Source organism: Bacillus sp. PK5-006, assembly GCF_054161415.1.
In genome coordinates this window covers 1,633,328-1,658,936 of sequence record NZ_CP096414.1, presented here as the reverse complement: position 1 = coordinate 1,658,936, position 25,609 = coordinate 1,633,328, and the positions used below count along the sequence as shown (strand labels likewise).

Genomic DNA, 25,609 nt, shown 5'->3' with positions numbered 1-25,609 from the left:
CGGCGAATCATCCCTCTGTCCAAGTCCCTTAGGATCAAGGCAGAAATTTATCGAATTTTTCTTCCTAACAGGTACAGTTCTTTGCAGATACTGCCCACACGAAGTATATCAAAAATGTGCCGGGTGTTCCACTCAAGTTGACTTGATCTCAATGTCTGCGGAGTAGATTTTTTGGATACCGTCCTCCGTTTCAAGCAATAAAACACCTTCTTCATTGATGCCAAGCGCCTTCCCCGTATATTGCCCATTGACGGTGCGGGCAACAATATGTTGACCGATCGTCATCGCAAACGATTCCCATAATTGTTTAATCGGCGCAAATCCTTGCTTCATATAATCATCATATCTTTTTTCAAAAGTGGACATGATCTGTTGGATGAGTGCAGCACGATCCACTTTTTCATTCAGTTCCATCCGCAGACTTGTGGCGACATCCTTTAGGTCATCCGGGAAGTCATCAGCTGTTTGGTTCACATTTATGCCCGGTCCAATAATGACCGCATGAACCTGGTCCGCTTCTGCTTTTAATTCAGTCAGAATGCCAACGACCTTTTTTCCATTCAACAAAATATCGTTTGGCCATTTAATAGATGGACTGAGTCCTGTTTGCTGCGCAATCGCTTCTGCGATGGCTACAGATGCCAAAAGTGTCATTTGCGGCGCTTTATGCAGCGGAATTTCAGGCCTGAGAATGAGACTCATCCAAATGCCTGTCCCGTTTGGTGAATGCCACGTTCTTTGAAGACGCCCTTTTCCGTTTGTCTGATGATCGCTGACAACGATCGTGCCGTGGGGCGCACCTTCATTGACAAGATCATGGGCAATCAACTGAGTTGAAGCGACTTCTTTCTGAAAGTAAATATGCCTGCCGAAGCTCTCTGTTTCCAGACCAAACAGAATTTCGTCCTCACTAATTTTGTCCGGTTTACGAAGCAGACGGTATCCTTTTCTTCTAACTGCTTCTACCTCATACCCCTCTTTTCGCAAGTCCTCCATATGCTTCCACACAGCTGTTCGGGAGCAGCCAAGTTCATCACAAATCTGCTGACTTGAGACAAAATCCTCACTGGATGCTGTAAATAGTTCAATTAATCGTTTTCTAATTGCGGATCGCATGCTTTAAGCCACTCCTCTATGGCTTCTTTTCGGTTTTCTAAACGGTTTTGCAAAACGGCTTTTTTCACAAAATTGAGCTCCTCTGCAATCCATTTCCCAGACGTCTTTTGCCGAAAGGCCATTAAATCTTTTCCTGAAACAGCGAGGTCTTGGAGCTTTTTAATCGGCAGTGCATCATAAGAACGTTTCGCTGCCTCCAGCTCATCAAAGAAAATGCGGCGCTCATGTTTTAGCTGTGTGATCTTCAAACTAGATAAGAGCACGTGTTCACCAGCTTCAAACATGTTTTCCGCATCCCAGTCACAATCAACGTATTTACTAATGGCTACTGCTTCTTTCAAAAGCTTGGTTGACAGCTTCCATTCTTTTAATAAGGCCGCAGCCTCCGCTTCATCTAGGCCGAGCAAATGGATGCAAGCCCCCCATACCTCTTCTAGTCCATCCAGTAAGTAATATGGAAAGGCTTGAAAGGATTCATGAAGACGCTCCTCTTTAAGACCTGGCAATTCTTCATATAATTTGGTTGAAATGAGCACTTGAATGGCCTGCTCGCAATGACGGCCTTTTAAAAGCTTCTCCATTTCAATTTTTTTGCGCTCAACTGATATGTTGGCAAGCAGATGCTTATCCTTTTTCATAGCTTCAGCCGTTTCATCAGCGAGTTCAAAGCCAAGCTGGCTTAAAAAACGGACAGCTCTCATCATGCGAAGCGCATCTTCTTGAAAGCGGCACGCAGGATCTCCAACAGTTTGAATTCGTTTCCGCTTAATATCCTGTTTACCACCTACATGATCAATAATTTCTCCATTTATATCCATGGCCATTGCATTAATCGTTAAATCTCTTCTTAAAAGATCTTCCTTAAGCGACGTAATAAACGCCACTTCTTTCGGTCTGCGAAAATCTTCATATTCTGATTCCGTTCGAAACGTCGTGACCTCATAGCTGACACCATCATGCAACACAATGACAGTGCCATGCTCCTTACCGACATCTACTGTTTTTTCAAATAAAGACTCAACCTTATCAGGTGTTGCATCTGTCGCAATATCGATATCACCGATTTCCCGTCCTAATAGAACATCTCTCACCGCTCCGCCGACAAAGTAAGCCTGATGCCCATGTTCGTGCAGTGTATGTAATATAGGGATCGCATGTGTGAATGGTTCATTCATCTTCATCATCACCTTCGATCAATTCTAGGTAAAGCTTCTCATATTCACTCACAATCTTATCAGAGGAGAAATGAGCCTGAACACTAGACTGAGCTGCCGCTGACACTTTTTCATGAAGCGCTTCGTCTTTCAGCAGAGACACTGCGTGCTTTGCTGCTCCGTCTATATCGCCGAGCGGGACAAGAAAACCTGTTTCTCCATGTGTAATGACCTCTGGAATACCGCCGACATCCGTACCGATACAAGGAACACCGCACGCCATTGCTTCAAGAAGCACAAGCCCAAAGCTCTCCTTCTCTGAAAGAAGCAGCTTCAAATCACTTATTGAATATAGCTCCTCAACCTTCTCTTGCTTGCCTAAAAACAACACGCGGTCTGTCAGTCCTAATTTTTTCACGAGTTCACATACAACCGATTTCTCAGGACCATCACCAATGAGCAGCAGCTTTGCCTGCACCTGTTCAGCAATCTTTTGAAACACATGAATCACGTCATGCACCCGTTTCACCTTTCGAAAGTTTGATACATGGATGATGACCTTTTCGTTCGGTAAAAGACCATAATGTGTCTTTAGCAAATCGTGATCTTCACGCAAATACACCCGTTCATCTACAAAATTATGAATCGTATCAATCTTTTTATCTGGTTTGATGAGATCGTATGTCTGCGCAGCTAATGAATGCGACACCGCTGTTACGCGATCTGATGATTCGATGGCGAACCGAATCACTTCTTTTAATGATGGATCATAGCCTAAAACCGTAATATCCGTTCCATGAAGCGTCGTAACGACTTTCACAGAGTGTCCAGTCATTTGTTTGGCTAAGAACGCACAGACAGCGTGCGGGACTGCATAATGCGCGTGAATAATATCAAGCTTTTCTCGTTTTGCGACTTCTGCCAATTTACTTGCCAGCGCAAGGTCATAAGGTGGATATTGAAAAACTGCATATTGATTCACATCCACCTCATGAAAATAAATATTCGGATATACTTTATTAAGCCTAAACGGAATGCTAGAGGTAATGAAATGAACATCGTGCCCTTTTTCAGCTAAACGTTTTCCAAGCTCCGTGGCTATAATGCCTGAGCCGCCGACACTTGGATAACAAGTAATTCCGACCTTCAGTTTTTTCATAATTACCCCCCAAGTAAGTCATCGTCCAACAAAAGTGGTTTCTTTGTGATAAACCCTTCTGCATAAGCTTTGTTGACTTCTCTTCCATACATAGACTCTCTCATTTTGACAAAATCAATATAACCGTTCACAAGAGGTGTCTCTACTGAGTTTGCCGATTTAACAAATTGGCTTTTATACGCATGCAGGCTATCAATTTTTTGGTGCATTTCCTCAGAAATATCGATCACAAAATCTGGACGATGGTGCCCATTAATCATGTAATAATACATTTGGCTTATTTTATGCGCTGGCTGCTTGTATGAATCTTCAAATTTATGTATACCTGCAGAAAAAGCGGCCTCTTCTACAAGTGAGCCCGCATGGCCATGATCTGGATGCCGATCTTGGTGGTACGGAGCGAAAATCAGTTTCGGTTTGTAAGTTCGAATCACGCCCGCAATTTCCTTCATCGCTTCATCATTTAGATACAGCCCTCTATCTGGCAGTGTGAGCTGGATTCTCGCTCTGACACCTAAAATAGCGGCGGCGGCTTTTGCTTCTTCTTTGCGGCTCTCTACTGTTCCATTTGAAGATAATTCGGCCTGGGTCAAGTCGCAAATCCCGACGCGCGCCCCTTTTTTTACGTATTTTGCAATCGTTCCGCCCATTCCGATCTCTACATCATCGCTATGGGCACCGAATGCAAGGATATCAAGTCGTTTCATTTGTTCCTCCGTTTTTTGCTACATCTCGAAAATCAAACGTACCTTTATTTAAATTCCTGACTAAAATTTCAGCAGTTCCCATATTGGTGGCTAATGGAATGGTATACACATCGCAAAGCCGGATGAGTGCAGATACATCCGGTTCATGCGGCTGCGCAGTTAGCGGGTCTCTAAAAAAGAGCACAAGATCCATTGCATTATCAGCAATTAAAGCACCGATCTGCTGATCTCCCCCAAGTGGTCCTGATTGGAAACGATGAATGGGAAGCCCCGTCGCTTCTTTCACTCTCAAACCTGTTGTCCCTGTTGCGTAAAGTGTATGATCTGCCAAAATATCACGGTACGCAGTGGTAAACTGAATCATGTCACTTTTTTTCTTATCATGAGCGATTAAAGCAATGTTCATCAGGAATCCACTCCTTATTAGTCGATGATATTTTCTAAACCATAAACGAGCTGATCAATGTGCATGACCTGCTCTACTGAAAGCTTCACGCCTGACATAAAGGATGCACGGTTATAAGAATCATGACGAATGGTGAGCGTCTGTCCGTCCATTCCAAACAGCACTTCTTGATGTGCAATCATGCCAGGAAGTCTCACGCTGTGCAGACGGATACCATCATAATCTGCTCCTCGTGCACCTTCGATTAATTCTTTCTCTTCTGGATGTCCCTGTTTCTTGCTTTCTCTTACTTCTGCAATCATTTCAGCCGTTTTTAAGCCCGTACCGCTTGGGGCATCTAATTTTTTATCATGGTGAAGCTCAATGATTTCAACGTCAGGAAAATAATTCGCTGCCATTTTGGCAAATTTCATCATTAAGACCGCACCCACAGCAAAGTTTGGTGCAATAATACAGCCTATGCCCTTTTCTTCTGTTAATTGCTGAAGCTCTTTTAGGTCATCTTCTGAAAATCCAGTTGTTCCGACGACTGGACGCACGCCATGTTCAAGTGCTTTTTTTGTATGTACTTTCCCGATTTCTGGTGTTGTTAAATCAATTAATACATCTGGTGTTGTTTCTGAAAGACACACATCAATATCCGTATAAATTGGCGCATGAGATGTCGTATGAATCACATCAGATAATTTTTTTCCTTCATGCGCGTGATCAAGTGCTGCCACCAGCTCAAAATGGCCTGTTTCTTCCGCCAGCTTCACAGCCTCTATCCCCATTCTTCCTCTTGCTCCAGCGATTACTACTTTGATGGTTTCGTTCGTCATCGTCTCTACTTCCCTTCTTTTTTCGTCCAGCGGTCTTTATCTCTTGTGTTGAATTTATGCATCACACGATCATGTGCTTCTTCTAGTGAAATATCAAGTGAATTAGCAAGGCATGTTAACACAAACAAAACATCGCCAATTTCTTCTTCCATGCTTTTTTCTGTTTCCGTTGTTTTTTTCGGCTTTTCTCCATAGTAATGGTTAACCTCTCTTGCCAGCTCCCCTAATTCTTCTGTCAGGCGGGCCATCATGGCAAGCGGGCTGAAATAGCCTTCTTTAAATTGTCCTATGTAATCATCTACTTCTTGCTGCACGTGACGCAGCGTTTTTTCTTTCGTCATGAAGCTCATCCTCCTATCCATCTCTTACATGTTAGCGAAATCATAAATATTTGACAAATGTTTAAGACTCAGTTTGCTTGTTTCTCTCCCATACCATATAATATTATCGCTGTCTAAGCAAAAAAAGGAGTGGTCTCTTGCTAAAAGAAATTCGTCTTAAAAATATCGTATTTATTTTAATAGGATCTGCGATTTTTTCTTTCGGTCTTGTTCATTTTAATATGCAGAACAATTTGGCGGAAGGCGGATTTACAGGTATTACACTGCTTTTATATTTTCTATTTCACATTGACCCATCTATTTCAAACCTTGTCTTAAACATTCCGATCTTTTTTATAGGCTGGAAAATGCTCGGCAGAACGATGTTTACTTATACAATTGTAGGAACAGTGAGTCTTTCTGTCTTTCTTGCCATCTTCCAGCGCTTTCAAATACATATGCCTCTCCAGCACGATTTAGCCTTAGCCGCCCTCTTTGCAGGTGTATTTATCGGAACAGGCCTCGGAATCATCTTTAAATTCGGCGGTACAACAGGCGGTGTGGACATCATTGCAAGACTGATCAACAAGCATTATCAGGTGGCAATGGGACGAACAATGTTCATCTTCGACGCATGCGTCATTACCATCTCTCTGACCTACTTAAATTATAAAGAAGCGATGTATACACTTGTCGCAGTGTTTGTGGCTGCGAAGGTCATTGACTTCATGCAAGAAGGCGCTTACGCTGCCAAAGGCGCCATGATTATCTCTGAAAAAGACGACATCATTCAAAAGAAAATCACAGATGAAATGGAGCGCGGTGTCACCATCTTAAAAGGGGTCGGTTCCTACACGAAACAGGAGCGCAACGTTCTTTATTGCGTCGTTCCGAAAAACGAGCTTGTCCACCTTAAAAGCGTCGTGACCTCAGTCGATCCCCATGCGTTTGTATCTGTCAGTGACGTGCATGATGTACTCGGTGAAGGCTTTACATTAGATGAACACAAAAAGCCGCTCAATCCACATTAAAAAAGAAGCACCAGTTTTGGGCTTCTTTTTTTATGATTTAGGATAATCAGCCTGACGTTTTTGCTTCTTTTCTTTTTCTGCACGATATTTCCGAAATCCAACATACGTTAACGTTAATAAAATGATACTCCCGGTTGTTAAGATGACCCATAAAAGCGATGGATCCGCTTCATCTTCATCGACGTGAGCAAACACACTCGATAAATCCTCTTCCAGCTTCGTGAGACGTTCAAGCTTTGTCCCACTTGATGCTTTTAAAAATTCACCTTGCTCAATCACTTCCATGTGCTGCTTAATTGTCTGCAGCTTTTCAGGCGAAATATCAATGGTTAAACTTGGATAGATCATATCGTATAAAGAAACCAGCTCATTCCAAGTTTCATAAAATGTCGTCGATTCTGGATCTTTTACTTCTTTTTTCAAAGTAGGAAAAGAGCCCATAATAGGCTTCTCCAGCGAACCCCAAAGAGGCTCAGAATCCGACTGGATCGCATCAAGCAGCATTCTAAATTGAGAGGCATAACGAAGCTTTTCGCGCTCATTCAATTCTTCCTGCGGCAGCCCTTTTATCATATCTTGATAGCCAAGTGTAATTTGCCGAATCTGCGTATTCGTCAAAGTTCCACGCCAATTCTCAGCTTTAAATGTCTTTTCAACATACAATGCGACTTGTAACGCCTCATCATATTTAGCTTGTCTCGTTAATTGAAAGATGGAATCTGATAGTTCCGTTAATTCTTGCAGCGTGTTAGCAGCTGTTTCCTCACCTTTGACAACTGCTGGCTGTAATACGAGAAAAAATAATAGAATCATCGCGATTGGCTTTCGTTTCATGCAAGTCCCTCCTAGCCCTTCTCCTTACAGCGTATGAAGAAAAGGACAAGGTTAGACCAACATTGTTAAGGGAGTTCCAGCTTGACCGATTTTTTCGATAGAACGAGATAATACGAAACAAGAAGAACCGCAATACTTAGCCAAAACGTCACGTAGCCGATCTCGTTTGAGTAAGCAGACAGCATAGAATAACGGGGCATCATACCAAATACATAATCAATTACATCATTATGTAAGATCCAAATGCCTGCTACCACGAGATGACGCATTTGAAAACGATAATATGGCGCAAACAATACAGCCTGAACCGCCATCGCAAAGTGAGACCCAATCAGCATGTATCCTTCCCACGGAAAATCATCAACAGATAAAAGCACAAAGATATTCATTCCTACTGCCCATAGCCCATATTTAATCAAGGTTACAAGAGCTAGTGCTTCAAAATAAGGAGCGTTTCGTTTCATCAAAAACGCAAGTAATACAAATAAAAAGAAAAAGCTGGCTGTTGGACTATCTGGTACAAAAGCTAAAAAGACAGCCGGCGTCTCTACGAGCTGCGGAATATACCAATAGTAGCCGTACACAGTGCCAAGGAAATTGATCATAAGCACCAGCACAAGCATGTAGCGCGTCGCTAGCAAATATTGAATCCATCTCATATGTCTCTTCACTCACGATCTGTTAAAATCAGAAAAAAGCTGACAGCGCCAGCTTTTTCTCTTTTGAGTATATCCTTGTACTTGCATTTAAACAACTGAATTATTTTGATTTGACCTCAGATAAATATTTAGAGAGCTTCTCAAGTTCTTCATCACTGCCTTTAAAGACACCCTTCGGCATGTTGCCTTTTCCTTCTACAGCGATTTTAGCGATCTCCTCAGGCGCAAGACCGTTGTCAACGAGTGACGGTCCGGCTGCTCCGCCCTGCATGTTATCCCCGTGGCAGGAGATACATGTCTGCTCTTGATAAATTTTATACTCTTCAGCTGAAGTATCAATCTCTGCTTCTTTCTTAATCTCACCTTGTTTTGCCGCTGCTTCCCAATCATGAGTTGCAACAGACTCCCACGTTAAATATGTTGCTGCGCCGACTGCAAGAATCATCATCCCGACTGCAATTGGTCTTCTATACGGTCTGCGTTCTGGACCTGAATCAAGAAATGGTGCGAGCAAAAGTGCACCAAACGCAATTCCAGGCATAATCATCGCGCCGACGACAGTGAAGTTTCCTGCAGCAAATTCATATTTTAATAACTGGTACAAAAATAGGAAATACCAGTCTGGCAGCGGAATATAGCCAGTATCTGTTGGATCAGCCATCCGCTCAAGCGGAGGCGCATGAACAACAGTTAGGACAAGAAATCCAATTAAAAAAACGGCACCTACAAGCCATTCCTTTAAAAGAAAGTTCGGCCAAAAGGCTTCTGTTTTTCCCGGATATTCGGAATAGTCTTTAGGTATGTTAGGTTTTCTTTCTGCCGGTATTCTGGAATCTCCGACAAACTTCATCCCTTTTCCCCTATGCAAAGTCATCCCCTCCTCATTGAACATTCATCAAACGCAGCATTTTATAGCGGTCCAGAAATTCCTTGCTTACGAATCATAATAAAGTGGGCAGCCATCAGCCCAAATAATGCCGCTGGCAAGAAAAAGACATGGATAGCGAAAAATCTCGTCAGCGTTTGTGCCCCTACAATGTCAGGATGACCTGCAAGCAGCGTTTTGATCTCTTTACCAATGAAAGGTGTTGCTTCTGCTATTTGAAGACCAACCTTCGTCGCAAACAGCGCCTTCATATCCCATGGTAAAAGATAACCTGTAAAACCAAGTCCAAGCATCACAAAGAAAATGAGCACACCAACAATCCAGTTCAGCTCTCTAGGCTTTTTATACGCCCCTTGGAAAAAGACCCTTAGCGTATGTAAAAACATCATCACAATGACTAAACTCGCACCCCAGTGGTGCATCCCTCTGACAATCTGGCCAAATGCCACTTCATTTTGCAAATAATAGACAGATTCCCAGGCATTTTTAATATCCGGCACGTAATACATCGTTAAAAACATGCCCGACAGGACTTGAATGACTGTCACAAAAAACGTTAAACCGCCAAAACAATACACAAAAGCGGAGAAATGATGTGCTGGGTTGACGTGCTCTGGCACCTCGTGATCCGCAATATCTCTCCATATTGGTGTAATGTCCAGCCGCTCATCTACCCAATCGTAAATCTTGTTAAGCATCGTTACCCTTCCCCTTTCGGCACAGCTTTTCCAAGATAGAGGTATCCGTCCTTCACTTGCTGCTTATAATGGTCAAGCGGTGCAAGCGGTGGAGTTCCGGGTACGTTTGTACCATCCTTGTCGTACAGCCCATAATGGCACGGGCAGAAAAATTTGTTTGGATTTTTCGGATCACTGTTCCAGTTCACTGTACATCCTAAATGTTTACAGATTGGCGATAAAGCGACAATTTCATCCCCTTCTTTGTACACCCATGCTGACCTAGATTCCTTTGACTCGTACCATGCATCTACTTGATCAATTTTAAAGTCAAAGCGCTTCGGTTCCTTTGTCAGTTCATCTACACTGACAACTTGAACCATATCCTGATCCTCTGTTCCTTTTAGCACAGGGTCAAGCGCAAAGCGAACCATAGGCATGAGCATTCCAGCGGCCATAAATCCCCCCACGCCGGTCAACGTGTAATTCAAAAATTGACGCCTGGACACTCCATGTCTCTTCTCGCTCATTTTTTTCTCCCCCCCTCAGGTCGTCAGCTACTTTATAACTGAATTAGAAAAAATTTCATAAAACTAGGACACCCTCATAATATATCAATCTATTCACAAGGTCAACATCCTAAAAAGCTATGTACAATGCAAATGTAAGGGTTTTTATGAAGGGTTCCATTTTTGTAACAAAAAGTTCAAAATTTGTTCTACACTGTCTTGAATGACTTTTTGCTTTAATTCAACCTTCAAATGCTCCAGCGGAACCGGCTTGAGCAAAAATAGCGATTCACTGATCTCAGTATGCTCTTTCCACTGGTGATCAGATGTGATCAATACGACATGCTGAAAATGATCCTTGAGCGACTGCTTCATTATGAGTATATCTTCTTGTTTCCGGTCACTCACTTCCAAATATGTATGTGGCGGAAAAAGAAAAACCCGCCCTTTTAACTGTCTTTCAAGTTCATCTGCTACAAGAATAGTAAACTCTCCTAAAGACACGGTTTGTTTCATTTGATCCGCATCAATCCCAACTAATGGAATGATAGCGGTATCAATGTAAGCTTTAGATTGCAAAAAGCGATCCGCGTCCTCTGCTTGAAACCTCATCAATTTCCCCTCTTTCATGACATAAGCCCTGCCTGTGTAGGGCAAGGCTTATTCGTTCAGTTTATGACAATAGGCTTAATTCTTTTGCCAGCTTATTAAATGTTTCTTGATCATGACGGTCAAGTGCTTCATCTATCTCTTTCATGAGCCGTTCTTTTTGGAAAGTTGCGATTGAGTGCTCAAGCACTTTCTCAGCAAGATCCTTATCTTTTTCGTTCTCATAAAGATCCTTTGGAATATGAGGATTTGTTTCAAGAACAGCTGCATATTCCGGCGAACGATAAGCAGAACGGAAATTCAATTGAATAAACAAGTCCTGCTGTTTATTCAAACGAATATCATGAAATGACTTTTCAGCATCTGTCGTCATGATGTTTTCTTTATAAAATCTAAAGGGAACTTCATCCACACAGTGTGTTGACATGATGATTCCCCTTGGGCAAAATTCTGCTTGCTCTACAAAATGAACCTTTTCCATCAAAGAGTCGTGACTCATTAAATAATTTAATATCCAAACACACTCTCTTCGCTTTAGCTGATAATGGTTTAAGAACCACCGGATAAATTCCTTTTTTTCATTGACAGAAACAGGGGTCTGCATGTTATTCCCTCCTCTATCGTAAATTAAATTGCTATACATGAATTATTCAACAAACCAGTTCTTCATTCCTGCAAACTATAAGGAAATTTCGTCTTCAATTCTTAAAATCGTTTCTTCAATTTCTTCATTCGTGCCATCTTTCTCTAGAACTTTGCGTAATAACGGCAATGCTTCTTTTTGTCTGCCCTCTTCTAAAAGGAACGAAGCGTATTCATATAAAAAGTCACGCTCCTCATCAAAATCAGGCAGGGCAAGCTTGAAATACTCGGCAGCTTCTTTGTATTCTTCTCGCCCGACAGAAGCAGATGCAGCATACCAATTCCATTTTGGATCATCTTCCCCAAAGCTTTTTACCTCTTTAATAACATCCAGAATTTCATCAAACAGCTCTTCATTTAAATAGATCGCCAGCAATGTTTGAACTGCTTCAATATAACCCGGATCGAGAGCAAGTGCTTCTTGAAGAAGTTTTTTCGCATCTTCTGAATCCCCATTTTTCAAATCAATCTTGGCACCATATAAATATAATTCTTTGTTATATTCATCAACTTTAATACCCTCTTTTACTACCTCTAAAGCCTCGTGATATAGTCCTTCTTCCTCATAACTTTTCGCTAAAGGCATATAAAGTGACGAATAGGACGGATCAATATCTTTCAGTTCTGTAAGCTGCTGAATGGCTGTTTTTGTTCTGCCAGCCCTCATTGCTGTAAATCCGTAGCCAAAAAGAGTATTCGGGTCTGCTTGATCTTTTACTGCCTTTTCGTACCATTCAAGTGCATCCTCAAATTCTCCAGCTGTGCTGAGCGATTCAGCGAGCCGCTGATACACATTGACACCGCCAACCTCATGCTGTTGATCTGCCACTTTGTAGAAATAATCGGCCGCTTTTTTTGAAAGGCCTTGAGAAAAATACAACTCACCTAATGCAAAATCGATGATGGCTTCATTCGGAAGTAGTTCTTTCGCTTTTAAAAGCTTTTGTTCACTGACTTCAAATAGTCCTTGCATTTGATACAAATCTGCCATTAACAATAAACTCTCTGGGTACGCATCATCATCTTCAGGAATCGTTTCTAATACTGCTATCGCCTTCTCTTCTTCATCAGAGTCAATCAACAGCTCTGCATAAAAACACGTTAAACCTGTTTCCTCTGGATATAAATCATGTAAATCACTGATGAGATTCCGTGCTTTATCGATATCTCCCCAATCATAATATAATTGAGCCGCTTGCGCCTTTTCTTCATCATGCAAATGCTTCTCTGCTTGAGCAAGTGTTTGGAGTCCTTTTTCAGTCTCACCCGCCTCAACTAATTTTATGGCTTCTTGTAATGAACTATTCAAATCAAACCGTTCCTTTCTGTTTCCAAAAACCTAAACTATTGTTACTTCATATCATAATCGACAGGTACACATCCAGCAAATATGTTGCTCTTTTAAAATGAACCCATTTTTGTGTTTTAAAGACTGTTTTTCATTTCATCCTATACGAAACTGATGATTTGTAAACTGCAGACACTATTTTTATAGGACAAAATGTTTTTTTTCAAGGTTTCACCTTGAGACAAGCTATGCTATATTTCTGACAAATATGCAAAAGGAAAGAAAAAGCCTGAGGACCTCCTCAGACTGTTTTCGTTAAATATTCAATGTGTTCAAAGAAATTCGGGTATGAGACACGAACAGCATCTGTATCTTCAATCTCAATTGCTTGCTTTGTCACACATGCGGCAATTCCCAGCATCATACCGATACGGTGATCTCCGTAGCTTGAGACGACTGCGCCGCCTTGAAGCGTAGTTTTACCATGAATCTTCATACCATCATCTGTTGCTTCAATATCAGCACCGAGTTTTTTAAGTTCTGATACGACTGTATCAATTCGATTGGTTTCTTTAACTTTTAACTCAGCAGCATCTTTAATGATCGTTGTTCCTTCTGCTTGGGTCGCAAGAAGCGCAATAATCGGAATTTCATCGATGAGTCTTGAAATCATGTCACCAGAAATTTCAATCCCTTTTAATGATGAAGTAGAAATCGTTAAATCACCATACGGTTCTCCGCCTTTGGCTTCTACTTCATTGATCTCAAGGTTTGCACCCATAAGTTTCAGCACATCAATAATACCTGTTCTTGTTTTGTTTAGCCCGACATTTTTTAAGACAATCCGGCTGTTAGGAACGATTGATCCAGCTACAAGGAAAAATGCAGCTGAAGAGATGTCTCCAGGAACAAATATATCGGTTGCTGTTAATGTCTGGCCGCCTTCAATGGAAACACTTTGTTCATCTTCATCTAGTTTTACACCAAACATAGAGAGCATTCTTTCTGTATGATCTCTTGATTTATGTGGTTCAGTTAATGTTGTTGTACCCTCTGCTTGCAGCCCAGCTAAAAGGACAGCCGACTTAATTTGTGCACTTGCCACCGGAGACTCATAAGTTATGCCTTTTAAATGACCGCCACGAATAGACAGTGGTGTATACTCGCCATTTGCTCTGCCGTCTATTTTGGCTCCTAGTTGTTTCAGCGGACCCGTCACACGTTTCATTGGTCTTTTGGCAATACTCTCATCACCAATTAGTGTACTGTGAAACTCACAACCAGCTAATATTCCCATCATTAATCGAATGGTTGTACCAGAATTGCCAACATCAAGAATGTCAGACGGCTCCTTGAGCTCTTTCAGTCCTTTACCATGAATGACAACATCTGTCCCTTTTTGTTCAATTTCAACGCCCATCTTTCTAAAGCAATCAATCGTACTTAAACAGTCAGCTCCAGGAAGAAAGTTTTTCACTACTGTGGTCCCTTCAGCAATTGCACCAAACATCACTGATCTATGTGAAATAGATTTATCACCTGGGATATGAATTTCTCCATTCATAGGAGCATTTTTATGAATTTTCATGTTTGTCACCTCAGTCAGCATAAAATGTATCGTAATTCGCTCTATTTTTTATACAGATTTCTGCACGCTTGCGGTCGTCGTCTGTTTGAAAACTAATGCGTAAAATCCCATTAATGTCTTCCCGCGTCTCAATAATACGGATATTTGTAATACTAATGTTTTCACTTGCTAGATGCCCTGTAATCTCCGATATGACCCCAGGGTGATCCGGAACATCGACATACAGATCATAAAAAGCAGGAATGGCACCTTTTTTCCTTAGAGGCAGTCCATCACGATATTCCTTTGCATCTTGAAAATAAGAGAACAATCCTTCAGCATCTTCTTGCTCTACGAAGGTTTCAATGCGGTTAATCTCTTTTTTCCATTCATGAAAACGGTCTAAAATCTTGTGTTTATTGTGCAGCAGGATATCCCGCCACATTGCAGGATTGCTTGAAGCAATTCGTGTGATATCACGAAAGCCTCCAGCAGCAAACCGTTTAACAAGTGGGAATTGTTCTTCAAAATGATGTGCTTGATGCACAAGGCTGGCTGCAACAATATGAGGAAAATGGCTAATTACACTCGTCACAGCATCATGTTCTTCTGGTGTCATCTCTATGAAATGAGCATTTGTCCCCTTTAGCAAATCCATCAACCGATCAACAGCTTGGCGGTTTGTTTCCTTTGCAGGCGTTAAAATGTAGAACGCATTTTCAAATAAAAAGTCTTTTGCTGCAATAACACCTGACTTATGAGATCCTGCCATTGGATGTCCACCAATAAATTGGTACTGCTCAGGTAGCGCTTTTTCAGCAAAATGGACAACCTTTTGCTTTGTGCTGCCGACATCAGTGATTGTGAGCTCTCTTTCAATTCCAGAGTCTGCAATATCACTAAGCATCTTTACTGTTTGCTGGACAGGTGTTGCCAAAATAATGGTCGAAGATTCTTCTAAACCAGCCAGAAACGAATCAGCTGTTGCATCAATAATTCCCAGCTTTGTTGCAGCAACCATTTGCTCTTTGGAAACATCAAATCCTACAATTTTTTTATGAGGATACTCTTTTTTAATCGAGAGTGCAATGGATCCCCCAATTAAACCGAGTCCAGCGATTAATATTGTTTCGTTTGCATCATTCATATTCATCACCTGATTTTTCGCGAAAATTAAACAACTTATTTCAACAGCTTATATGTATTGAGGTTGGTACAATGAAAGCCATATCCTGCCTTAGGATATGACTTTATGGTTATGCTACGCACGAATGCCTTGCAGTAAATCGGCAAGTGTACTTAGAATGTCTTCATTTTGCTCTTTTGTTCCGACGGTAATACGTAAAGAAGTCGGAAAACCAAGTGCTTTCCCGGAACGAACAATGTAACCTTTTTTCAATAATGCATTGAACAATTCATCTGCATCTCTTTTAAAATCAATCAGCACAAAGTTTGTTTGAGATGGATAGATATATAGTCCAAAACGGTCTGCAAAATCTTGATATTGCTTGAGACCTGCTTCGTTTTTCTGTCTGCATGATTGTATGAAATCTTGATCTTTGATCGCTGCACGAGCAGCTGCCTGAGCGATACGGCTGGTATTAAACGGCTCTCTCGCTGGTTCAATGGCAGTAATCAGCTCTTCTGATGCAATTCCGTAGCCTACTCGAAGCGCTGCAAGTCCATATGCTTTAGAAAACGTTCGAAGTACAATGACATTTTGATAATTGTGTAATAAAGATAAACTGTTTGGAAAATCTTCCGCACGAACGTATTCAAAATACGCTTCATCTAGAACAACAAGCACGTGAGCTGGCACTTCGTCTAAAAACGCCACAATCTCAGATTCTGACAAATGATTTCCTGTCGGGTTATTTGGATTACATACCCAGACAACCTTCGTGTTTTCATCGATCGCATCCAGCATGCCCTTCAGATCGTGAGCTCCTCCTTCTAAAAGAGGCACTTCTCGAATTTCAGCATGTTCAATCACTGCATTGTGACGGTATTGCGGAAAAGATGGAGATGGGATGACGGTATTTGTATGTTGGTCAAGGAAAGCTCTCGCAATAATTTGCACAAGTTCATCTGAGCCATTCCCGAAAATTAATTGCTTTTCACTTACTTGAAGAAACTCAGCAAGCTCCGTTCTTAAACTTGCGCTGTATCCATCAGGATAAATCGCTAAATGTTCGAGCTCAGCTTGTATTGCCTCTCTTGCATGTACAGAACATCCAAAAGGGTTTTCATTTGAAGCCAATTTCACAATTTTGTCTAATTGATATTCTTTTTTGACCTCTTCAATTGGTTTCCCAGGTTGATACGGTTTTAGCTGTTTTAATTGATCTTTGATTTGCAAAATGTTTCACCTCATTTGAATGAATAGAGGGCACTAAATGTTTTTGCATATGTTTCAAATTCTCTTAAAGCCTCTTGACGTGTATCACTTGCCAGCAATTGTTCATGAAGCTCTTCAATTTTTTTCACAAGTGCACTTCCGACAACAACACCGTCACTCAGTTGATTCATTGAGTCTACCTGCTCTCTTGTTGAGATGCCAAAACCGACCGCAACCGGTATGTGACTCAGCTGTTTCACTTGTTGAATAAAATCTGTAATTGACGCGTCAAAGGATTGTCTGACACCTGTTACACCAAGAGATGAAACACAATACACAAAACCTTCTGCCTGCTCTACAATGTTTACTAATCGTTCCTTGCTTGTTGGTGCAACGAGTGAAATATATGAAATGTCATGTGTTTGACAGTTCTTTTGCAGCTCGCTGCTCTCTTCAAACGGCAAGTCGGGTGTTAAGAGTCCCGAAATATGATTTTTGCGCAGTAAAGCGAAAAAGTATTCTGTGTCTAATTGTAACACAGGATTATAATACGTAAATAGAATTACAGGAATTTTTACACCGTTTTTTTTCATCTTCCCTGCTAATTCTATCGCTTTTACGATATTCATGCCATGATTTAGAGCTCTTTTGGAGGCTCTTTGAATGACAGGACCGTCTGCTAATGGATCGGAATAAGGAACACCGAGTTCAATCGCATGTGCACCGGCAGCTTGAAGGGAGATAGCTAAATCAATCGTGATGTCTTCTGACGGATCTCCAGCTGTGATAAATGGGATAAATAATTTTTCGCCTTGCTCTAATTGAAATCTAATCATTTTGTTTTCCCCTCACTTTCGAGCACGTTCATTAATGTATGCACATCCTTATCGCCTCTTCCTGACAGGCAGACAAGGACGATTTCGTCTTCATCCATCGTCTTGCTTACCTCAAACGCTTTGGCTAGCGCATGTGCAGATTCAATTGCTGGCAGAATTCCTTCTTTTTCAGTCAGCAGCTTTAGTGCAGCTAGTGCTTCTTGATCTGTCGCACTCACATATTGAACCCGTCCGCTCGCATGTAAATATGCGTGTTCTGGTCCAATTCCCGGATAATCTAAACCAGCAGAAATAGAATATGGCTCAATAATTTGGCCAAATTCATCTTGAATTAAATATGTCAAAGACCCGTGGATCACACCTTTGGTTCCTTTCGTGATGGTTGCAGCATGGAGCGGCGTATCGATTCCTTTTCCAGCTGCCTCTACACCAATGATATCTACTTCTTCATCTAAAAATGCCCGGTACATTCCAATGGCATTACTTCCGCCGCCAACACAGGCAATGACTTTATGAGGAAGCCTTCCTTCTTTTTCAAGCAGCTGCTCTTTTGCTTCATCACCAATCATGCGCTGGAACTCGCTGACGATTTGAGGATACGGATGAGGGCCTACAACGGAGCCAATCATATAAAAATGATCACTGCAGTGCTGAACCCAATAGCGGATGGCTTCGTTGGTTGCATCTTTTAGTGTGCCATTTCCGCTTGTGACAGGTATGACTTCAGCGCCCAGCAGTTTCATTCGGAAGACATTGAGTGATTGTCTTTCCACATCTTCTTTTCCCATAAATACCGTGCAGGATAACCCGAACTTTGCGGCCACCGTTGCAGCAGCTACTCCGTGCTGGCCCGCGCCTGTTTCTGCGATGATGTTTGATTTCCCCATTTTTTTCGCAAGCAGGGCCTGACCAAGCGCATTGTTAATTTTATGAGCACCCGTGTGGTTTAAATCTTCTCTTTTTAAATAGATTTTTGCGCCGCCGAGGTATGCTGATAATTGGTCAGCATATGTAAGCGCAGTTGGTCTGCCCGAATAGTTTCGAAGTAGTGAAACATATTCTGCTTGAAAAGCAGGGTCTTCTTTTAATTCACGAAATGCCTGCTCGATTTCTGCAAGTGGCTGCATGAGCGTTTCCGGGACAAATTTCCCTCCGAATTCTCCGTATCTGCCAATCTCATTTGGATATGCGTACATCATTTAACATCCTTTCTTCGAGCGCTTCGATCTTAGCGCTGCTTTTCTTTCCGTTTTCTTCTATTCCGCTTGAAAGATCGATCGCTTCTGGACCATAGGCAAGGAGCTCTGCTATCGTTTCTGGTGTGATGCCGCCTGCAATTATGCAAGTTTTCTCCAGCCGTTTTGCATGCTGAACGTATGCAGGCACCGCCTCCCAAGCAAAAGCTGTTCCAGAGCCGCCTCTCATCCCTTTTACTTTCGCATCAATAAGGAAGCCATCGACAACAGGCGCAAATGCCGTCATTTTTTCAAGCGTGTTTGTGATATTGGATGCGTGGTGGAACACTTTCCAAACGACAGCCCCTGTTTGTTGTTTGATTTCTTTAGCGTCATCCTGCGTTTCATCTCCATGAAGCTGTACGATATCTAAAGGTATATGTTTTGTGATCTCACACACTTTTTCGATCTTTTCATTTACAAATACACCGGCAATTTTTTTCTCACACTTTGTTTGGATGAGCCATTGTTTCACTTGATCTGGCTGGACTTGTCTTTTACTTGGAGCAAAAATAAATCCAATGGCATCTGCGTGAGATTGCGCAATACATTCCACATCATCTTGTGACACTGCCCCGCAATATTTTACATAAGGCTTCATCCTGTTCATTCTCCAAACAATGTCTGAACGGCTTTTTCTTGTGATTGTTCTCTCATTAATGATTCTCCTACAAGAACTGCACCCGCTCCATGTTTCTTCACAAAGGCCAGATCATCAAATGTTTGAATACCGCTCTCACTCACTAGTAAAACATCTTTTGGAACAAGGGGTGCGATCTCTTTTGTTTGTTCGACTGTTGTTGTAAATGTATTTAAATTCCGGTTGTTCACTCCAATGATTTCAGGAGTGAACAACTTTAAAATATTTTCCAGTGTATCTGCTGCATGTACTTCGACAAGGACATCAAGGCCTTTCTCTTTCGCTTCAGCATAGAGCTCTTGCAGCTTTTGCGGCTCAAGTACTTCTCCAATTAATAAAATGGCATCTGCCCCTATACGTCTTGACTCTTCTACCTGTATGGAGTCAATGATGAAATCTTTTCTTAAAATTGGACGATCTACGTGTTTTTTAATGAGGGATAAGTATTCGTTTTTCCCTTGAAAGAACGGTTCATCCGTTAAAACAGATAAGCAATCAGCGTTTGATTTTTCGTAAGCTTTTGCTGTTTGTAAAGGATCAAAATTCGGTTGAATGATTCCTTTGGAAGGAGACGCTTTTTTCACCTCCGCAATGAGACCAATTGAGCGATGAGGATTCATGAGTGCTTCTTTAAATGATCGTCTTTCAAAGTGTCCATCTACTGGTAACTGCAATGTTTGAATATGTTCTTTTTTGCGGGCAATGATTTGATTAAGCATAGATCTCTTCCTCTCTCGTTTTTTGTTTTAATCGAGCCAATTGTTCTTTGGCTGCGCCGTTTTTAATCGTTTCAATCGCTTTTAATGTTCCGGCCATGAGGCTTTCTGACTTCCCTGCGACATATAAAGCCGCTCCAGCATTCAGGGCTGTAATATGAAGCGGCGCCCCTTCTGTTTGATGATTCAATATATTCTGAATCAATTTAGCACTCTCTTCCGGTGATTGGACCTGAATTTCTGATAAATATCCTTTTTGCAGCCCAAAGTCTTCGGGATTGAGTGTATATTCTGTCATGACATCTTTTTTGAGTTCAATCACATATGAATTTGCTGTAATCGTTAATTCATCCAGTCCATCTTCTCCGCAAACAAACAGCACATGTTCTGGCTCTAACGGTGCAAGGGCTTCTGCCATTAATTTTGCCTTTTCCTTTGAGTAAACACCGATGATTTGCTTTTTGGCTTGCATTGGGTGGCAAAGCGGGCCTAAGAGATTAAATACCGTCCGGAAGCCGAGCTGCTTGCGGACTGCGGCTACTTGTTTCATAGATGAATGATACAATGGTGCAAATAAAAAGCCCATGTTTTTCTCTTGTATTTGTCTTCTTGTTTCTTCTGGTGTGGATTGAATATGAATCCCAAGACACTCTAGTACATCGGCACTCCCGCTTTTAGAAGAAACTGATCGATTTCCGTGTTTGGCGATTTTGGCTCCAGCAGCGGAAGCGACAATGGCAGCCGCAGTTGATATATTAAAGGTGGAGAGTCCATCGCCTCCTGTGCCGCAAGTATCTACTACATCAAGCGCTCGTTCCATTGGTGCTGCATTTTGCCGCATGGCTTTCACAAAACCCGTCATTTCTTCAGCGGTTTCTCCTCTATGCGCTAAAATCGAGAGACTCGCAGCGACTTCAGCATCTGTTAAAAAGCCGCTCATCATATCTTGCATGAGTTTATTTGCTTCATTTTCTGATAGAAAGCCTCCATTAACAAGAGCTGATAGTCGGTGATTCATCCTGCACACTCTCCTTTTCTGAGAAAATATGTTCCGCAAGCTGAATGGCTTTCAGAAGTGCTCCTGCCTTGTTACAAGTCTCTTCCCATTCATTTTCTGGGACAGAATCAGCCACAATGCCGGCGCCTGCTTGTATAGAAGCGGTCTGATTTTTGACGCTCATCGTACGAATCGTAATACAGGAGTCGATATTGCCGTCGAATCCAATATAAGCAATACAGCCGCCATACGTTTCCCTTGGCTCAGGCTCCATTTCATTTAATAATTGCATCGCTCTTATTTTCGGGGCACCTGTTAATGTGCCTGCTGGGAATGCGGACATGAGCGCATCAACTGGATGTGTATCCCGCTTTAGCTTTCCTGTCACAATGGAGATGATGTGCATGACATGAGAGAAGTTCACTACTTTTGTAAAGGTTGGTACGGACACACTGCCGTATTCTGCCACACGGCCTACATCATTTCTGGCAAGATCCACTAACATGTAATGCTCGGCTTTTTCCTTTTCATCTTCAAGCAGCTCTCTTGCTAGTTCAGCATCCTCTTCTCTTGTTGTTCCTCGTTTTCTTGTGCCAGCAATAGGATGAATTTCTAAATGCCCATTTTTGGCATGGATTAATCGTTCTGGCGAGCTGCCGACTAAATCACGATCTTTTAATTTCATAAAATACATATAAGGAGATGGATTCACAATCCGAAGCACGCGGTATAACTCAAATGAACTCACTGATACAGGGATATCAAATCGCTGCGAGAGTACGCCTTGAAAAATGTCACCCGCTCGAATGTATTCTTTGATTTTTTCTACGTCTTTTAAAAATTGCGCTTTTTCATAGGTTGACGTCACATGTTCAAAGGATGGCGGCTCATTCATATTCCCTGATAAAATCAGTTCTTTCATATCAACCTTTGAATGGAGCTTGTGAATCATCTGTTCAAGCTGTTTTTGATTTTCTTTGTAAGCTCGAATTTTTTCGTCTTCTGTTTCATGTCCGGCCAGCTGAGTGTATTGGATAAAATGAACATGATTTGTTTCATGATCAAAGGCAATCATCGTTTGGCAGACAAATAATGTGCAATTTTCTGCCAGCGATGCGCTGCGGTGAGGCCTGACAGAAGGTTCAATGTTTGGGATCAGATCGTAGCTTAAGTACCCAACAGCCCCGCCTGTAAATGGGATATCAATATCTGGCGTTTTGATTTGATATTGCTCTTTCATCCAATCCAGCAGTTCTTTCAGCTCTTGCTTTTGCATGACTTCCTGCCCCGCAGCGTCACGTGCAACGTATTTGTTTTGGTCATCATGTAAGGTTAAAAACGGGTGCAATCCAATGAAGGAATATCTCGACCAGCTGGAAGACTCATCTTTGCTTTCTAGCAAATACACAATATCTTGTTTGAGTTTTTCAACAATTTGAATCGGTGAGAGCGTATCGACTGTAATGGTTTCAACAATTGGGATCGTTTTGTAGGACTCACTGTCCTTTAAAAATTGGGTCAGGTTTGATTGGGAATTCATAAGCACACTCCTTAAATGGGATTAAGGAGAATGAGGGGACATATAGAGGGTTTGTATGAGTATACGAAATAAGCCTAAAAGAGGATTGCTCTTTTAGGCAGTATGATTAAATAGAAGTATCGTATCTCTGCTCAACTCTACTCATCTCAACTACCCTAGTCTCATTCTCATCTTCTCTAAGCTTGCAATGCCGTTTACACCTGTGTGTAAACTTCGGCTGTTCATATCGTATTATAATTCCTTGTTTTTTGTCAACTGTAAATCAGGGCGAAGCGTCACAGCTTCTTCCAAGTATACATGCTGTATGTCTTCCTGCTTTGTATCCGTCTGGACAGTCATTAAGACACGAATACATTTCTTTAAACCGCCATCAATGTCCAGTTCCTGCATGCAAGTAACTGGTACATATGTCCATCCTTCAAACTGACGAAGTGCTTTTGCCGGAAAAACGGAGTGAATATCTTGTGTAGCTGAAATCAAGATCTGCACGACACGTTCTGGATCTACTTGGTTTCTTGAAATGATCACTTCTAACAGCTGTTTCGTTTTGTTTAACACTTCTGTTTCTGTATCTTCTATCACAGTTGTAGCCCCACGTATCCCGCGAAACATCATAGACACCCCTCCTCCCGTTTCCATTCTTCGAGCCAGTAGTGCAGCTCATCTTTTGTGAAAGACTGCAAGGTGACGTCTCCAACCTGTTTTAATAAAACAAATTGAACACTGCCGCCTCTTGCCTTTTTATCTCCAATCATCCGGTCAACAAAAGTTTTTGTGGAAATATCTTGTGTGACTTTGACCGGGAAACCGAGATCTTTCATCCATTCTTTTAGTTCCAAACGATTAAGGCTGAGCCCCAGCTGCTTTTCGCTCACATACAGCGCAAACTGCATGCCGATTGCAATGGCATCTCCATGCGTGATGGCGCCATATCCATACTCTGCTTCAATGGCATGCCCCAGTGTATGGCCTAAATTCAAAAATGCACGCACACCTTGTTCTTTTTCATCTTCTTGAACGATTGACGCTTTGACTTGAATGCCTTGATACAGCATATGTGCCAGCTCGCTTTTTGATAAATCCGTCAAAGAACGAATGGACATGAGTTCTGATAAAAATTCTTCACTTGAAATCAGTGCATGTTTGATGACTTCTGCAAAGCCTGATCTTCGTTCAATTTGAGATAGTGTCTCAAGCATACTAGTATCATAGATCACAGCTTTCGGCTGATGAAACGCACCGATTAAATTTTTACCGAGCGGATGGTTGATCCCTGTTTTCCCGCCAACTGCACTATCATGTGCCAGCAGTGTGGTCGGCACTTGGATAAAATCAATGCCTCTCATATAAGTGGCAGCAGCAAAGCCAGCCAAATCTCCAATTACGCCGCCTCCCAGCGCAATGATGCAGGAGGAACGATCAAGCTGAAATCGAATGGCTTTCGTATGAATATGCTCAAATTCGGCAAAGGATTTTGACTGCTCTCCGCTCGGCACAACCACTTTGTTCACAGGCCACTTCTGCTGAAGTAAGCGAACCATCTCATCACCATAAATGGCATCAACAGCTGCATCTGTGACGATTAAAAGCTTCGTATAGGAATGCCCAGTGGAAGTTATCAAGTCGACGATATTGCGTTTAATCCCATCACCGATAAATACAGGATAAGTGGCTGAAGACGTCTTAACTTCCAGTGTTTTCATTAAAATTCCCTCTGAAGCTGGCGCATTTTCTCAACATTTTCTTTAATGCGGTCGATTTGGTCAAGGCCAAACTGCTCCACAACTGCATTGGCAATTTCCCATGCAACGACTGCTTCTGCAACAACACTTGCAGCAGGAACAGCACAGCTGTCAGATCGTTCAATACTTGCAGAGAAAGGTTCTTTTGTTTCAATGTCAACGCTTTGAAGCGGCTTATAAAGCGTTGGGATTGGTTTCATAACCCCTCTTACGACAATTGGCATACCCGTTGACATTCCGCCTTCAAGACCACCTAGGCGATTTGTTTTTCTCGTATAGCCCTTTTCCTCATCCCAGATAATTTCATCATGGACCTCACTGCCATTTTTAGAGGCTGCCTCGAAGCCAATACCGAATTCAACCCCTTTAAAAGCGTTGATACTAAGTACAGCGCCAGCAAGCTTGCTGTCCAATTTACGGTCGTAATGAACATAGCTGCCAACCCCAACCGGCATCCCTTCAACGATGACTTCAACAATTCCACCAATTGAATCGCCGTTTTTCTTCGCTTCATCAATTGCATCCATCATTTTCTGACCTGCTTCACTGTCATAGCAGCGAACAGGTGATTCTTCTGTTACCTTCTGCAAATCTTCAATAGACTCATATGCTGTATGAGCTGCTTTCACTCCGCCAATTTCAAGAACGTGGCCAGCTACTTTAATCCCTAGATGCGCCAAGATTTGTTTGGCAACTGCGCCTGCTGCTACGCGAACAGTTGTCTCGCGGGCTGATGAGCGCTCTAATACGTTTCTCATATCACGGTGTCCATATTTAATCGCCCCATTTAAATCCGCATGTCCTGGTCTTGGACGGGAGATTTGACGCTTCATTTCACTTTCTTCTTCTTCTGTGATCGGCTCTGCCCCCATCACCTTTGTCCAATGCTTCCAATCGTTGTTTTCAACAACAAGTGCGATTGGGGAACCTAATGTTCTCCCGTGGCGAACACCACTTAACACTTTCGCCTGGTCTTTTTCAATCTGCATTCTTCTTCCGCGGCCATGACCTTTTTGTCTTCTAGCCAATTCATAATTGATGTCATCCTGCTCTATGTAAAGTCCCGCTGGAACTCCTTCAATAATTGTGGTCAGTTGTGGACCATGTGATTCACCTGCTGTTAAGTACCTCATGACTCAATCTCCCTTCATCGCATTAACGCTTTTAAGTAAAAATATAA

At 42.0% G+C, this 25,609-nt stretch carries 28 protein-coding genes; 1 reads left to right on the top strand and 27 read right to left on the bottom strand.

Annotated elements, in window-relative coordinates:
- Positions 1–132: 132 nt before the first annotated feature.
- From M1D84_RS08680 to M1D84_RS08650, 7 genes are read right to left on the bottom strand one after another with little or no spacing between them, the layout of a single operon-like run.
- Positions 133–1,116 (bottom strand): biotin--[acetyl-CoA-carboxylase] ligase, encoded by a 984-nt coding sequence (locus tag M1D84_RS08680; protein ID WP_025093069.1) that lies wholly within the window; start codon positions 1,114–1,116, stop codon positions 133–135.
- Positions 1,089–2,291 (bottom strand): CCA tRNA nucleotidyltransferase, encoded by a 1,203-nt coding sequence (locus M1D84_RS08675; protein ID WP_458106441.1) that lies wholly within the window; start codon positions 2,289–2,291, stop codon positions 1,089–1,091. Before M1D84_RS08675 ends, M1D84_RS08680 begins: the two co-directional genes overlap by 28 nt.
- On the bottom strand, positions 2,284–3,429 hold the full coding sequence (gene bshA / locus M1D84_RS08670; protein ID WP_024422784.1) for an N-acetyl-alpha-D-glucosaminyl L-malate synthase BshA: 1,146 nt from the start codon (positions 3,427–3,429) through the stop codon (positions 2,284–2,286). The genes M1D84_RS08675 and bshA overlap by 8 nt, the downstream gene beginning before the upstream one ends.
- Positions 3,430–3,431: 2 nt before the next feature.
- The gene (gene bshB1 / locus M1D84_RS08665) at positions 3,432–4,136 is read right to left on the bottom strand and encodes a bacillithiol biosynthesis deacetylase BshB1 (protein WP_024422785.1); all 705 of its coding nucleotides are present in this window, start codon (positions 4,134–4,136) and stop codon (positions 3,432–3,434) included.
- The gene (mgsA, locus tag M1D84_RS08660) at positions 4,123–4,542 is read right to left on the bottom strand and encodes a methylglyoxal synthase (RefSeq protein WP_024422786.1); all 420 of its coding nucleotides are present in this window, start codon (positions 4,540–4,542) and stop codon (positions 4,123–4,125) included. The genes bshB1 and mgsA overlap by 14 nt, the downstream gene beginning before the upstream one ends.
- A gap of 17 nt (positions 4,543–4,559) precedes the next feature.
- Positions 4,560–5,363: a 4-hydroxy-tetrahydrodipicolinate reductase gene (gene dapB / locus M1D84_RS08655; protein ID WP_024422787.1), complete on the bottom strand. Its 804-nt coding sequence runs from the start codon at positions 5,361–5,363 to the stop codon at positions 4,560–4,562.
- Between the two features lie 5 nt (positions 5,364–5,368).
- Positions 5,369–5,704, bottom strand: coding sequence for a nucleotide pyrophosphohydrolase (locus M1D84_RS08650; RefSeq protein WP_024422788.1), 336 nt, complete (start codon positions 5,702–5,704; stop codon positions 5,369–5,371).
- Between the two features lie 137 nt (positions 5,705–5,841).
- On the opposite strand from M1D84_RS08650, the gene M1D84_RS08645 reads away from it, so the two are divergent.
- A complete protein-coding gene (locus tag M1D84_RS08645) occupies positions 5,842–6,714 on the top strand; it encodes a YitT family protein (protein WP_024422789.1) in 873 nt (290 codons plus the stop codon).
- 30 nt (positions 6,715–6,744) lie between these two features.
- Here the strand turns inward: M1D84_RS08645 and ypjB are convergent, their stop codons facing one another.
- From ypjB to aroC, 20 genes are all read right to left on the bottom strand, one after another.
- On the bottom strand, positions 6,745–7,548 hold the full coding sequence (gene ypjB, locus M1D84_RS08640) for a sporulation protein YpjB (protein WP_024422790.1): 804 nt from the start codon (positions 7,546–7,548) through the stop codon (positions 6,745–6,747).
- A gap of 65 nt (positions 7,549–7,613) precedes the next feature.
- Entirely contained in the window at positions 7,614–8,207 is a 594-nt protein-coding gene (lhaT, locus tag M1D84_RS08635) for a lipoprotein heptaprenylglyceryl N-acetyltransferase LhaT (protein ID WP_024428102.1), read from the bottom strand.
- 100 nt (positions 8,208–8,307) lie between these two features.
- The gene (locus M1D84_RS08630) at positions 8,308–9,075 is read right to left on the bottom strand and encodes a menaquinol-cytochrome c reductase cytochrome b/c subunit (RefSeq protein ID WP_073206084.1); all 768 of its coding nucleotides are present in this window, start codon (positions 9,073–9,075) and stop codon (positions 8,308–8,310) included.
- Positions 9,076–9,116: 41 nt separating this feature from the next.
- A complete protein-coding gene (gene qcrB, locus M1D84_RS08625; RefSeq protein WP_003215804.1) occupies positions 9,117–9,791 on the bottom strand; it encodes a menaquinol-cytochrome c reductase cytochrome b subunit in 675 nt (224 codons plus the stop codon).
- 2 nt (positions 9,792–9,793) lie between these two features.
- The gene (locus M1D84_RS08620) at positions 9,794–10,300 is read right to left on the bottom strand and encodes a ubiquinol-cytochrome c reductase iron-sulfur subunit (protein WP_007500911.1); all 507 of its coding nucleotides are present in this window, start codon (positions 10,298–10,300) and stop codon (positions 9,794–9,796) included.
- A 144-nt stretch (positions 10,301–10,444) separates the two neighbouring features.
- Positions 10,445–10,891 (bottom strand): YpiF family protein, encoded by a 447-nt coding sequence (locus M1D84_RS08615; RefSeq protein WP_024428101.1) that lies wholly within the window; start codon positions 10,889–10,891, stop codon positions 10,445–10,447.
- 61 nt (positions 10,892–10,952) lie between these two features.
- Positions 10,953–11,492: a ReoY family proteolytic degradation factor gene (locus M1D84_RS08610; RefSeq protein ID WP_008344562.1), complete on the bottom strand. Its 540-nt coding sequence runs from the start codon at positions 11,490–11,492 to the stop codon at positions 10,953–10,955.
- Positions 11,493–11,567: 75 nt separating this feature from the next.
- Entirely contained in the window at positions 11,568–12,839 is a 1,272-nt protein-coding gene (locus M1D84_RS08605) for a tetratricopeptide repeat protein (RefSeq protein WP_024422794.1), read from the bottom strand.
- 280 nt (positions 12,840–13,119) lie between these two features.
- Positions 13,120–14,406 (bottom strand): 3-phosphoshikimate 1-carboxyvinyltransferase, encoded by a 1,287-nt coding sequence (gene aroA / locus M1D84_RS08600; RefSeq protein ID WP_073206090.1) that lies wholly within the window; start codon positions 14,404–14,406, stop codon positions 13,120–13,122.
- 10 nt (positions 14,407–14,416) lie between these two features.
- Positions 14,417–15,532: a prephenate dehydrogenase gene (locus M1D84_RS08595; RefSeq protein WP_024422796.1), complete on the bottom strand. Its 1,116-nt coding sequence runs from the start codon at positions 15,530–15,532 to the stop codon at positions 14,417–14,419.
- Between the two features lie 114 nt (positions 15,533–15,646).
- Positions 15,647–16,744 carry a histidinol-phosphate transaminase gene (gene hisC / locus M1D84_RS08590; RefSeq protein WP_024422797.1) on the bottom strand — a complete coding sequence of 366 codons (1,098 nt, stop codon included), beginning with the start codon at positions 16,742–16,744 and terminating at the stop codon, positions 15,647–15,649.
- 11 nt (positions 16,745–16,755) lie between these two features.
- The gene (gene trpA, locus M1D84_RS08585) at positions 16,756–17,559 is read right to left on the bottom strand and encodes a tryptophan synthase subunit alpha (protein ID WP_458106440.1); all 804 of its coding nucleotides are present in this window, start codon (positions 17,557–17,559) and stop codon (positions 16,756–16,758) included.
- Positions 17,556–18,755, bottom strand: coding sequence for a tryptophan synthase subunit beta (trpB, locus tag M1D84_RS08580; RefSeq protein WP_103132000.1), 1,200 nt, complete (start codon positions 18,753–18,755; stop codon positions 17,556–17,558). Before trpB ends, trpA begins: the two co-directional genes overlap by 4 nt.
- Positions 18,736–19,404, bottom strand: coding sequence for a phosphoribosylanthranilate isomerase (locus tag M1D84_RS08575; RefSeq protein WP_103131999.1), 669 nt, complete (start codon positions 19,402–19,404; stop codon positions 18,736–18,738). Before M1D84_RS08575 ends, trpB begins: the two co-directional genes overlap by 20 nt.
- Positions 19,401–20,153 (bottom strand): indole-3-glycerol phosphate synthase TrpC, encoded by a 753-nt coding sequence (trpC, locus tag M1D84_RS08570; RefSeq protein WP_025093058.1) that lies wholly within the window; start codon positions 20,151–20,153, stop codon positions 19,401–19,403. Before trpC ends, M1D84_RS08575 begins: the two co-directional genes overlap by 4 nt.
- Entirely contained in the window at positions 20,146–21,168 is a 1,023-nt protein-coding gene (gene trpD, locus M1D84_RS08565; RefSeq protein ID WP_024428092.1) for an anthranilate phosphoribosyltransferase, read from the bottom strand. The genes trpC and trpD overlap by 8 nt, the downstream gene beginning before the upstream one ends.
- The gene (trpE, locus tag M1D84_RS08560; protein WP_024428091.1) at positions 21,140–22,687 is read right to left on the bottom strand and encodes an anthranilate synthase component I; all 1,548 of its coding nucleotides are present in this window, start codon (positions 22,685–22,687) and stop codon (positions 21,140–21,142) included. The genes trpD and trpE overlap by 29 nt, the downstream gene beginning before the upstream one ends.
- A gap of 231 nt (positions 22,688–22,918) precedes the next feature.
- Complete coding sequence (gene aroH / locus M1D84_RS08555) at positions 22,919–23,302, bottom strand: chorismate mutase (protein WP_103131998.1); 384 nt, start codon at positions 23,300–23,302, stop codon at positions 22,919–22,921.
- A complete protein-coding gene (gene aroB, locus M1D84_RS08550) occupies positions 23,299–24,390 on the bottom strand; it encodes a 3-dehydroquinate synthase (protein ID WP_213404671.1) in 1,092 nt (363 codons plus the stop codon). The genes aroH and aroB overlap by 4 nt, the downstream gene beginning before the upstream one ends.
- Positions 24,390–25,562 carry a chorismate synthase gene (aroC, locus tag M1D84_RS08545; protein ID WP_024422806.1) on the bottom strand — a complete coding sequence of 391 codons (1,173 nt, stop codon included), beginning with the start codon at positions 25,560–25,562 and terminating at the stop codon, positions 24,390–24,392. Before aroC ends, aroB begins: the two co-directional genes overlap by 1 nt.
- Positions 25,563–25,609 lie beyond the last annotated feature (47 nt).